10 protein-coding genes are annotated in these 11,337 nt (G+C 68.7%); 4 read left to right on the top strand and 6 right to left on the bottom strand.

The window, feature by feature from the left end:
• Positions 1–17: 17 nt before the first annotated feature.
• From pyk to ACRRRO_RS19120, 3 genes are read left to right on the top strand one after another with little or no spacing between them, the layout of a single operon-like run.
• Positions 18–1,442, top strand: a complete 1,425-nt coding sequence (gene pyk / locus ACRRRO_RS19130; RefSeq protein WP_424797904.1) for a pyruvate kinase — start codon at positions 18–20, stop codon at positions 1,440–1,442.
• Between the two features lie 36 nt (positions 1,443–1,478).
• The gene (locus ACRRRO_RS19125) at positions 1,479–2,312 is read left to right on the top strand and encodes a M55 family metallopeptidase (RefSeq protein WP_424797905.1); all 834 of its coding nucleotides are present in this window, start codon (positions 1,479–1,481) and stop codon (positions 2,310–2,312) included.
• 58 nt (positions 2,313–2,370) lie between these two features.
• Positions 2,371–3,231 (top strand): S66 peptidase family protein, encoded by an 861-nt coding sequence (locus ACRRRO_RS19120; RefSeq protein ID WP_424797906.1) that lies wholly within the window; start codon positions 2,371–2,373, stop codon positions 3,229–3,231.
• A gap of 19 nt (positions 3,232–3,250) precedes the next feature.
• Here ACRRRO_RS19120 and ACRRRO_RS19115 read toward each other — a convergent pair whose 3' ends face one another.
• From ACRRRO_RS19115 to ACRRRO_RS19095, 5 genes are read right to left on the bottom strand one after another with little or no spacing between them, the layout of a single operon-like run.
• Positions 3,251–4,288, bottom strand: a complete 1,038-nt coding sequence (locus ACRRRO_RS19115) for an ABC transporter ATP-binding protein (RefSeq protein WP_424797907.1) — start codon at positions 4,286–4,288, stop codon at positions 3,251–3,253.
• Positions 4,285–5,301: an ABC transporter ATP-binding protein gene (locus tag ACRRRO_RS19110; RefSeq protein WP_424797908.1), complete on the bottom strand. Its 1,017-nt coding sequence runs from the start codon at positions 5,299–5,301 to the stop codon at positions 4,285–4,287. Before ACRRRO_RS19110 ends, ACRRRO_RS19115 begins: the two co-directional genes overlap by 4 nt.
• A 5-nt stretch (positions 5,302–5,306) precedes the next feature.
• A complete protein-coding gene (locus ACRRRO_RS19105; protein ID WP_424797909.1) occupies positions 5,307–6,221 on the bottom strand; it encodes an ABC transporter permease in 915 nt (304 codons plus the stop codon).
• Positions 6,218–7,285 (bottom strand): ABC transporter permease, encoded by a 1,068-nt coding sequence (locus ACRRRO_RS19100; RefSeq protein ID WP_424789126.1) that lies wholly within the window; start codon positions 7,283–7,285, stop codon positions 6,218–6,220. Before ACRRRO_RS19100 ends, ACRRRO_RS19105 begins: the two co-directional genes overlap by 4 nt.
• Positions 7,286–9,127 (bottom strand): ABC transporter substrate-binding protein, encoded by a 1,842-nt coding sequence (locus ACRRRO_RS19095; RefSeq protein WP_434080719.1) that lies wholly within the window; start codon positions 9,125–9,127, stop codon positions 7,286–7,288. It lies immediately after the preceding gene.
• 224 nt (positions 9,128–9,351) lie between these two features.
• Here ACRRRO_RS19095 and ACRRRO_RS19090 point away from each other — a divergent pair, with 224 nt between their 5' ends.
• On the top strand, positions 9,352–10,053 hold the full coding sequence (locus ACRRRO_RS19090; protein ID WP_424797911.1) for a hypothetical protein: 702 nt from the start codon (positions 9,352–9,354) through the stop codon (positions 10,051–10,053).
• Here ACRRRO_RS19090 and ACRRRO_RS19085 read toward each other — a convergent pair whose 3' ends face one another.
• Positions 10,054–11,298 carry an amidohydrolase gene (locus ACRRRO_RS19085; RefSeq protein ID WP_424797912.1) on the bottom strand — a complete coding sequence of 415 codons (1,245 nt, stop codon included), beginning with the start codon at positions 11,296–11,298 and terminating at the stop codon, positions 10,054–10,056.
• Between the last annotated feature and the right edge of the window lie 39 nt (positions 11,299–11,337).

Here is an 11,337-nt window from a genome sequence, read left to right as displayed (position 1 = left end):
ACAATAGGGTTGGAGCCATGCGAAGAGCGAAGATCGTGTGCACCTTGGGTCCCGCCACCGAATCGATGGACATGGTTCAGAAACTGGTCGATGCCGGGATGGACGTGGCCCGGATCAACCGCAGCCACGGCGACGTCGCCACCCACGAGGCGGTGTACGCCAACGTGCGTGCTGCGGCCAGGGCCTCGGGGCGTGCGGTGGCGGTGCTGGTGGACCTGCAGGGTCCCAAGATCCGGCTCGGACGCTTCGTCGAGGGCGGCCACGACCTCGACGAGGGTGACGTCTTCACCATCACCACCGAGGACGTCCCGGGCACCAAGGATCTGGTGTCCACCACGTTCGAGGGCCTGCCCGGGGACGTGCACGCCGGCGACAGGATCCTCATCGACGACGGCCGGGTCGCGGTACGGGTCACCGAGGTGGACGGCCCGCGCGTGGTGTCCCGCGTGGAGGTCCCCGGCCCGGTGTCGAACAACAAGGGACTGAACCTGCCCGGGGTCGCGGTGAACGTTCCGGCGCTCTCGGAGAAGGACGCCGAGGACCTGCGCTGGGCGCTGCGCCTGGGGGCGGACATGATCGCGCTGTCCTTCGTGCGCTCCGCAGCCGATTACGACGACGTCAAGGCGATCATGGACGAGGAGGGACGCACCGTGCCGGTGATCGCCAAGATCGAGAAGCCCCAGGCGGTGGACAACCTCGCGGAGATCGTCGATGCCTTCGACGCCATCATGGTGGCCCGCGGCGACCTGGGCGTGGAGCTCCCGCTGGAGCAGGTGCCGCTGGTGCAGAAGCGCGCCACCGAACTGGCGTTGCGCAACGCCAAACCGGTGATCGTGGCCACCCAGGTGCTGGAGTCGATGATCTCCGCGCCCCGGCCCACTCGCGCCGAGGCCTCCGACTGCGCCAACGCCGTGTTGGACGGCGCCGACGCGGTGATGCTGTCCGGGGAGACCTCGGTGGGCCAGTATCCGATCGAGTGCGTCGAGACGATGGCACGCATCATCACGAACACCGAGGTGCACGGCCTGGAACGGGTCACCCGGCTACGGGCCACACCGCACACCAGAGGGGGTGTGATCACCAAGGCCGCCGCCCAGATCGGAGAGACCCTGGGGGCGGAGTACCTGGCCTGCTTCACGCAGTCCGGTGACTCCGCGCGCAGGATGTCCCGGCTCCGTTCGGCGATCCCGCTGCTGGCGTTCACCCCCGATGAAGGTGTCCGGAACCAACTCGCACTGTCCTGGGGAATCCAGAGCTTCACCGTGGACCAGGTCCAGCACACCGACGACATGGTCGACCAGCTCGACAGCGTGCTACGCGGGGATGACCTCGCCGCGGACGGGGACCAGGTGGTCGTCGTCGCCGGAATGCCCCCCGGGAAATCGGGCACCACGAACTCCATCCGGTTGCACACCGTGGGGGAGGAGTTCCCCGCGCGCTGAACCAAACGGCGAAGGGTGCGCGGCTACGGTGGGACGATGCGGATACTGATCTCGGCGGACATGGAGGGCGCCACCGGCGTCACCTGGCCCGCGGACTGCGAACCGGGGGCGCCCGAGTGGGAACGCTGCCGACCCTTGTTCACCTCCGACGTCAACGCCGCTATCGAGGGATTCTTCGATGGGGGCGCGAGCGAGGTGCTCGTCAATGAGGCCCACTCGACGATGCGCAACCTGCTCCTGGAGGAACTGGACCCACGGGCCACGATGATCACCGGGCGGCACAAGGAACTGACGATGGTCGAGGGTATCCAGCGCGGCGCGGTGGATGGCGTGGCTTTCCTGGGCTATCACACCGCGGCCGGGACCCAGGGCGTGCTCTCGCACACCTACATCCCCGGGTCGTTGACCAACGTGCTCGTGAACGGTCGGATCGGCAGTGAGGGGCTGTTGAATGCCCACGTCGCAGCCGCGTACGGCGTGCCGGTCGTGCTGATCACCGGTGATGATCGCACCTGTGCCGATGCCGCCACGTACGCGCCGGCGGCGCGCACGGTGGCGGTCAAGGACCACGTGGCTCGGTACACCGCGGACTGCCGGCCGCCCGCGCGTACCCACGCCCAGATCAAGGAGTCCGCCGCCGCCGCGATGTCCCTCGCCGGGCAGGTCGAGGGTGTGAACCAGGGTCCCTTCACGGTGCAGGTCGAGACCGATGCCACCCAACTCGCCGAGGCCGCGACAGTGGTGCCCACGGTGGTGCGGACCGGGGACCGTACCGTGGAGTTCACCAGCGCCACGGCCTACGACATGATCCGGTGTTTCAAGGCCGTCTGCACGCTGGTCTCTGCGGCCACCGAGCACCGGTACGGCTGAGGTGGAGCCCGAGCGCATCCGGCCGCCCCGGCTGCGGCGCGGGGACACCGTGGCGGTGGTGTCCCCGAGCGGCCCAGTCCCGCCCGACCGGCTCGAGCGTGGCGTGCAGGTGCTGCGCTCCTGGGGCCTGGAGGTGGCCGTGGCCCCCCATGCTGTGGCGACCCACCCCGAACTGGACTACCTCGCCGGCACCGACGCCCAACGGGCCGGCGACTTCCAGGCCGCCTGGTGCGATCCCCGGATCGATGCGATCCTCTGTGCCCGGGGCGGGTACGGTGCCTTCCGGATGGTGGACCTCCTGGACTTCGAGGCGATGGGCCGGGCCCGGCCCAAGATCCTGGCCGGGTACTCCGACGTCACAGCCCTGCACCAGGCCATCGGCACCCGCCTCGGTGTGGTCACCCTGCACGCCCCGATGATCGGTGCCGAACCCTTCACCAGCGACGAACCCACCAGGGCGATGCTGCGCAGAATGCTTTTCGAACCCGAACTGGTCCGGACCATCAGCGCCACCGGAGCCCGTGCCCTGATCGGCGGACGGGCCGGCGGGATCACCATGGGCGGATGCCTGAGCCTGCTCGCCAGCGGCGTGGGTGGGCCCACCGGACCACCGAGCGCGGCCGGGTCGATCCTGGTGATCGAGGACGTGGATGAGAAGCGTTACCAGATCGACCGGATGCTCACCGAACTCCTGCGATCGGGCTGGCTGACCGGCGTCGCCGCGGTGGTCGCTGGGTCCTGGCACGACTGCGAGGACGGGGTCGATGAGGTCCTGATCGACCGCCTCAGCCCACTCGGTGTGCCGGTGCTGACCGACGTCGGGTTCGGTCATGGCTCCCGTTCGGCGACGGTCCCGCTGGGAGTGCGCGCGGGGGTCGAGGACGCCGGGATCCACCTGTACGAACCGGCCCTGGCCTGAGTCGGTGGACGCGGGCAGGTCAGGTCAGGTCGGCCCGCACCTGCTCGATCAAACCGGCACCCGGACCCAGGCTCGCTCCGAGCACCCGATGGGCGTAGTGACACGCCACCTGCCGCTCGGAGGAGTGGGCGGCCAGCACCGGCAGATCCACGGTGCGGCAGTCGGACGCGACCCCGGCCTGGTCCGCCTCACCACTGGCCAGGACCGGGCAGCGCGGGTGGAACCGGCACCCGCCCGGCACCGACGTGGCATCGGGTGGCTCACCGGCGAGCACGATGTGATCGCCGACGGGGGAGTCCGGCAGCACCGAGACCAGCGCCTTCGTGTAAGGGTGCTGGGGGTCGGTGAGGATCTGTTCCACATCGCCCAGTTCCACGATCCGGCCCAGATACATCACCGCGATCCGGTCCGCGATGGACCAGGCCAGACCGAGATCGTGGGTGACGACCAGGGCGCCCAGGCCGAAGTCCCGGCGCAGGCGCAGCAGCAGCGCCAGGATTTCCCCGCGCACCGAGGCATCCAGGGAGGCCACCGGCTCGTCGGCGATGATGATGGCCGGATCCAGTGCCAGTGCCCCGGCGATCACCACCCGCTGACGCTGGCCGCCGGAGAGTTCGTGCGGGTAGGACAGCAGGAACCGCTCGGGCGGGCGCAGCCCGGCCTGGGCGAGTGCCTCGCAGACCCGGGTGTGCTCGTCGTCGTCGATCCCGTGGATCCGGAGACCCTCGGCGACCGCGTCGTAGACGGTGTGCCGGGGGTTGAGGGCGCCAGTGGGGTCCTGCAGTACCAACTGCACCTTCTTCCGGAAGGCACGCAACTCCCGCACCTTGGTGCCCAGCGGCCTGCCACCGAAGGTCACCGTGCCGGCGGTGGGCGCCTCCAGCCCGAGCAGCGTGCGCGCCAGCGTGGTCTTGCCACAACCGGACTCACCGGCCAGGGCCACGATCTCCCCGGGGGCCACGTCGAGGTTGACCCCGGCAACCGCCTTGGCCTCACGGCCATCGGGAAGGCCGAAGGTGACGTGCAGGTCGCGTGCGGACAGGATCTGGTCACTCACGTGGTGGACTCCTCCAGTCGGACGGGAGCGGGCGTGCGGATCGGCAGACCGTCCTGGGCGACGTGGCAGGCGCTGCGGCGCTGCGGATCTTCAGCCAGGGCCTCCAGCGGCGGGACCACGGTGAGGCAGTCGTCCCGGGCCACCGGGCAGCGCGGGTGGAACGTGCACCCGCTCGGCAGGTCGGTCGGATCGGGCGGGTCCCCTGCCAGACCGCGCGGGCGGTGCCGGGCCTCGACGTCCCCGATCACCGGGAACGCGGAGGCGAGCGCGTCGGAGTAGGGGTGGCGGGCGCCGGCGAACACCTCGTGCGCGCGGCCCTGCTCCACCACCTTGCCGGCATACATCACCGCCACCTCGTCGCAGGTATCGGCCAGCACCGACAGGTCGTGACTGATCATGATCATCCCCACGTCACGTTCCCGGACCAGGTTGCTGATCAGGTCCAGGACCTGGGCCTGGACCATCACGTCGAGCGCGGTGGTGGCCTCGTCGGCGATGATCAGGTCCGGGTTGCACGCCAGGGCCATGGCGATCATCACCCGCTGGCGTTGCCCGCCGGAGAGTTCGTGGGGGTAACTCGAGGACCGCCACACCGGGAGCCCGACCTGGTCGAGCAACTCGGCCACCCGCTTGCGCGCGACCTTCTCCTCGACCTGCTCGTGCAGCAGGATCGGTTCGGCGATCTGCGCCCCGATCCTGTGCATCGGGTTCAGCGCGTGCATCGCGCCCTGGAAGATGATCGACGCCGAGGACCACCGGACCGCGCGCAGCGCGCCGAAGGACATGTCGAGAACGTCCTTGCCGTCGAGCAGGATCTTGCCCGTCACCTCGGTCTGCGGGGGCAGCAACCGCAGGATCGCCGCGGCCAGGGTGGACTTGCCGCACCCGGACTCACCGGCCAGGCCGATGGTGCGGCCCGGGTCCAGGCTCAGGTCGACCCCGCGCACCGCGGGGAGGGTCCCGCGTGAGCCGGAGTAGGTGACGTGCAGGTCCTGGATCTGAAGCAGTGTCACGAGGCTCACCGACGCAATCGGGGGTTGAGGGCCACTTCCAGGGCCCGGCCGCACAGGGTGAAACTCAGCACCACGAGCAGGATCATGAAGCCCGGGGGCAGCACGTACCACCAGGCCCCGGCGCTCATCGCACCGTTGGACCAGGCGCGGTTGAGGAGCATGCCCCAGGAAAGGTTGTTCGGGTCGTACAGCCCAAGGAACGCCAGGGTGGACTCGGTCAGGATCGCCCCGGCGATCGCCATGATGGTGCTGGCGAGCACCAGCGGGGTGACGTTGGGCAGCACGTGCCGGCCCATCTGGTGCCAGTGCCCGGCACCCAGGGCCCGGGCACGTTCCAGGTAGGGGCGGCCCTCGATACCACGCGTCTGCGCCCGGATCACCCTGGAGGTCCCGGCCCAGGAGGTAATGCCGATCGCGATGATCAGCACCCACATGCTCCGTCCCAGCACAACCACGAGCACGATCGCCAGCACCAGGGTGGGCAGGTTCATGAACCACTCGGCGATCCGCATCAGCACCCAGGAGACGCGGCCTTCGAAGTGCCCCGCGACGATGCCCACGAACGTGCCGATCACCATCGCCACCAGGGCCGCGGCGATCCCGATCACCAGGGTGACCTGGGTGCCGTACAGGGTCAGCAGCAGCACGGACCGGCCGAACTCGTCGGTGCCCAGCCAGTACTCCGAGGTGGGCGGTGCCATCCGGCCACCGGTCGCCTGCGTCACGCTGAGCGACTCCTCTGCGACCACGATCGGGGTGATGATCGCGATCATCACGAAGACGCTCAGCCCGATCAGGCCGGCGACCCCGGATCGCTGCCGGCGGAAGTCGTTCCAGATGGTGCGCATGGACTGGCGCCAGCGGCGCATACGCAGTGCGCGCGCGCTGCGCACGGTGGCGGCGGCGTTCTCGGTGCTCATGTCTTGCGCGCCCTCGGGTCGATGAACCAGTACAGGATGTCCGCGGCCAGGTTGGCTAGCACCGTGGCCGAGGCGAAGATCACGAAGAGTCCCTGCAGGACCGGGTAGTCCGGCACCGCGATCGCCTGGAAGAAGGTGTAGCCGAGGCCGGGCCAGGTGTAGATCATCTCGGTGACCAGCGCACCGTTGATGACGTTGCCGATCGCCATGAACACCAACGTCGTGGTGGGCAACAGGGCGTTGCGCATCGCGTGCCGGCGCCGCACCACCACATCACGCAACCCCTTGGCGCGCGCGGTGGTGATGTAGTCATTGCCCATCTCGTCGAGCATCGAGGCCCTCATGGTGAGCAGGTACCCGGCGTAAATCATCGCGGTGAGCGTGATGGTGGGCAGCACCATGTGGTGGGCGATGTCGAGGAACTGGGGCCAGAACCGGTCCGGAGTGTGCGCCGAGACCATCCGCCCGGTCGGGAACAGGCGCAGTTCCCGGGAGAAGATGATGATGGCGATCATCGCCACCCAGAAGGTGGGAGCGGAGAAGAAGATCAGCGCGATGTTGACGTTGCGCCGGTCGAACTTCGAGCCGTTCAGCCAGGCCGACTTCGCGCCGAGCGAGAACCCGATCAGCACAGACAGGATGAGCGCCACCCCACCCAGCAGCACCGTGGGCAACACCCGGTCGGCGAACAGTTGCAGAACCGGGACCTGGTACTGGATCGAGGTGCCGAAGTCCCCGCTGAGGGTTCCGGTCAGGTAGGACCAGAACTGGATGTGCAGGGGGTCGTCCAGACCCCACTCGGCCCGCAGTGCCCGCTCCAGTTCCGGAGAGGCCGACTGCATGTCCGTCATCAGGTTCTGGATGGGGTCCCCGGGCAGGATCCGGAAGATGAAGAACGCAGTGAACAGCACCGCCAGCAGCGACACGATCGCGCCGCTGACCCGGTTCAGCAGATACTTCGCCAGCCCCGTGCCCGCGCCCGATCGGGCGCCGTCGTCCGGCGCGCCACCGGCCGGGTCGTCCTCGGACCCGGCCGGCAGCGCGGTCGTTGCATCGGACGTCATCTACTCGCGTTCCTCGGCGGTTTGACGACGACGCACCAGGACCACCACCAGGACGGCCACCCCGAGCAGCACCACCACACCGACACCGATGAGCACGGCGGTGCTCGCCCCGCCGACGCTCTCGCCGGTCGGGCTCGCGGAGTGGTAGGCCCAGGAGCCGATCTGGCCCATGATCATGCCCTCATCGGCCGGCTGGGTGGTGAAGTCCCCGACAGCGGTGCTGTTGTAGGCCTCCATCACCGTGGGGTACCAGAGGAAGATGATCGGGGAGTCCTCGTACAGGATCCGCTGGGCCTCGAACAACAACTCCGCCCGGGCGTCCGGGTCGGTCTCGGACTCCTGGTCCCGCACCAGCGAGTCGAACTCCTCGTTGCAGTAGAAGGTGTCCGTGGTGCCGTCGCCGGGTGCGGCGGGCAACTGCCCACAGCTCTGCCGGTTCAGGTTGTAGGTCGGGTTCGGGTTGATGCCCCAGCCGGTGAAGGCCAGGTCGATGTTGCCCTCGTCGAACTCGTCCTGGACGTCCTCGGAGATGCGCTGTTCGGTCTCCACGCCGATCTCGTTGAACCACTCGGCGATGAACTGGGCCGTGCCTTCGCGCTCGGCGTTGCCGGCGTCCACGCCGAACACCAGCGACAACGGTTCGCCGTCGGGACCGACACGCACGCCGTCGTCGCCCATCTCATAGCCGGCCTCATCCAACAAGCGGCCGGCCTCATCGAGGTCGAAGTCCATCCGTTCGTCGTCGCTGGGCTCCCAGTGGATCGTGCTGAACACGTTCGGCACGATGGAGTGGGCCACCTCGCCGTAGCCGCCGCGGACTCGTTCGATCAGTTCCTGTTTGTCCACCGCGTGGTGCAGCGCGCGGCGCACCTGCGGGTCGGCCAGGGCGGGGTGCCCGCTGCCGAACTCCTCACCATCGCGGGTGACGGCACCGGTGTTGAACCGGAACGCCAGCCAGCGCCGGTCCGGGGCCACGTTCGTGGTGATGTGGTCCAGGCCCTCGACCCGGCCCAGTTGGGCCTCGTTCAACCCGCCGACCAGGTCGACCTCACCGGCCTCCAGGGCTGCGACCGCGGTGTCCGGCTCGGTGTAGTACTGGTAGACCAGTTCACTGAAACCGGGCGCGCCCTGCCAGTAGTCATCGAAGGCCTCGTACCGGATGAAGGCGTCGGTGGAGAAGTCGACCATCTGGTACGGACCGATCCCGACGATCGGGAAGTCGTCGTTTCCGTACTCGTTCCACTCACCCTCGTACTCGGACCAGATGTGTTCGGGCACGATCACCTGGTCGCTGCCCTCCAGGTTCACCGAAGGGCTGCTCAGGGTGAACTCCACGGTCCGGTCATCGATCGCCTCGACGTTCTCGATCAACTCCACCACGTCGGCATTGCGGGCACTGATCACCGGGTCGTTCTCGATGATGTGGTAGGTGTACACCACGTCGTCGGCGGTGAACTCCTCTCCGTCGTGCCAGGTGGCCTCGCGCAGGTGGAAGGTCCAGGTGAGCCCGTCCTCGGACTCCTCCCAGTCTTCGGCCAGTCCCTCAGTGGGGCTGTAGTCCTCCGCGCTCATCCGCACCAAGGGCTCGTACTGCAATTGCCGGAACTGGTGCTCGATCACGTAGATCTGGATGAAGGGGTTCCAGTTCTCGATGGACTGGCCGGTGGCGATGGTCAGGACGTCGTCACCGGCGAACTCCTCGTACTCGCCCTGTTCGTCGAGGTCGTCCTCGACCTCCTCCTCACCGGCGGCATGGGCCGCCGGGACCGTGAGGGCCGCTCCTACGGCGATCGCCCCCGCGGTGGCGGCGATTCTGCGCCACATTCCTCGTCCGTGGGTCATAATTCGTTCGGCCTCCTGATCAGCGTGGCACTGGACGTCGGTGTCCTGACAACCGCGGCCGGGGATGGTCAACGGTTTGCCAGATGCACCACCATAGCGGTGCTTGGTTACCCGTGTGTGCCACGACACACATTTCACCAGGGCCGCAGATCCTCCGGTGGACACTGAGTTAATCTGATCGGCGGGGCCGAGGGCCCGGTGAGATCGGTCGACAGGAGGACGTCGTGATGCGCGCGAACCGCTGGGCAGCGGCGCTTGCTGCGGCAGCGCTGACCGGGATGCTCCTGGGGTGCACCCCCGAGGATGAGGTCCAGGACCCGGGTGGGGCTGCTCCGGGAGCCGACCAGGCCAAGAAGCCCGACGGCGATGACAGCGGCGATCGTGATCGCGTCACCCTGCCCCCGGAGTTCCTGGAGTGCGGGGATCCGGACGCCCTGGATGAGGACGAGGGGTTGATGCTGGCGTCATTGGACCTGGCCGGTGCCCAGTGGGCCACCCCGGAGGGGTTCGTGGAGACGTTCTCCTATTACGAGGACAATCCGGTGGAGAACCTGGTGGACCTGTGGGTGGCCGAGCCGGTGGAGGATCCGGTGATCTTGAACGTGGTCAATGTCGCGATCTACGACGGCCTGGACTGGGATGGCGCCGCCGACGGGTGCAACCGGGTGCCGTTGGCGGCCGTGGAGGACCGGCTGGCGGACTACCGCGACCAGATCGGGGCCGAGGAGATCTCTGAGGCGGAGATGACGCTGCTGGCCGGCCACCCCGCGATCACCCAGTCGGTGAGTCTGAGCAACTACGACTACCTCGGCTACTGGCTCTTCTCCCAGGACCAGCTCCTGCACCTGTACTGCCAGTGGACCAGCGAGCGCGAGGTGATCGAGGCCGGCTGCGCACAACTGGTGGACTCCTTGGAGGTGGACTGATCAGTCCTGCCAGCGCACGGGCCCGCCGGTCTCGGCGAACTCGGCCCGGGCGGCTGCCAGCACCTGGGGATCACTGAGCACGTCCAGCACGGTGCCCGCGATCCCGATCACCCCCTCCAACAGGGCGTCCCGGGCGGGGGGAGTGCGGGTGGAGGCGGCGAACTCGGCGGTGTGGGCGGGGATGTCGGCGCCGGTGGTGTCGAGACTGGGATGGATCGCCGGGACCACCTGGCTCACGTTCCCCATGTCCGTGGAGGCACCGCCGCCGGATCTGGCGGCCAGGTCGCGCCGACCGGAGAGCACACCCGCGAAGCTCCGGGTCAGGACCGAGTTGGTGCGGACCGGCAGGTAGGCCGGCTGGCGGTCCCAGACGATCTCGGCGGTGGTGCCGGTGGCCGTCGCCGCACCGCGAAGGGCCGCGTCCACCCGGGCGGACAGGTGACGTAGGCTGTCCACACCGGCGGAGCGTACGTAGAAGTGCGCCGCCGCTCGGTGCGGGACGATGTTGGGCGCCTGACCGCCGTCGGTGATGATGCCGTGCACCCGGTCGGTCGGCAGGATGTGCTGGCGCACCTGGGCCACCGACTGGTAGGCGGTGACCACGGCATCCAGGGCGTTGTACCCGCGCTCCGGGGCCGCCGCGGCGTGGGCCGCTGTCCCGGTGTAGGTGACCTCCACATGCCGCATGCCCAGGAACATCCCGTCGAGTCGGTCGGTGTTGCCGGGATGGACCATCAGGGCGGCGTCGACGTCGTCGAAGCCGCCGGCCCGCAGGATGAGTTCCTTGCCGCCACCGCCCTCCTCGGCCGGGGAGCCGATGAGTTCCACGGTGCCGGCACCCGACGCAGGGGCGCCGTCGTGGGCATCAGACAGCAGGTCCCGGGCCACTACGAACGCCCCGGTCGACATTGCGGCGATCAGGTTGTGTCCGCAGGCATGCCCGATCTCGGGCAGGGCGTCGTACTCGGCCAGGATCGCCACCTTAGGGCCGGACGTGCCGGCGCCGGCGCGAAACGCCGTCGGTAAACCGTAGACCCCCACCTCCACGTCCGCGCCGTGGCGCGTGAGCAGGTCGGCGATCCGGGCAACGGAGCGGTGCTCGTCGAATGCCGTCTCGGGGTCGGCGTGCAGGGCGCCGGCCAGTTCGTCGAGTTCGTCCAGCAGGCTGGTGGCACGCTCGATCACCTGCTCGCGTAGCACGGGATCGAAGGGCGTCTCAGGGCTCTGCGTCTCGCTGGTGGGCATAGTCCTCCGTTCGCTGGTGACCTGAGCCTCGCAGAGTCG

Origin of the sequence: Sanguibacter sp. Z1732 (genome assembly GCF_051020515.1) — a bacterium.
Classification (GTDB): Bacteria; Actinomycetota; Actinomycetes; order Actinomycetales; family Beutenbergiaceae; genus CALKWS01.
The sequence above is the reverse complement of the archived record's forward strand: the minus strand, read 5'-3'. Positions and strand labels throughout refer to the sequence as shown.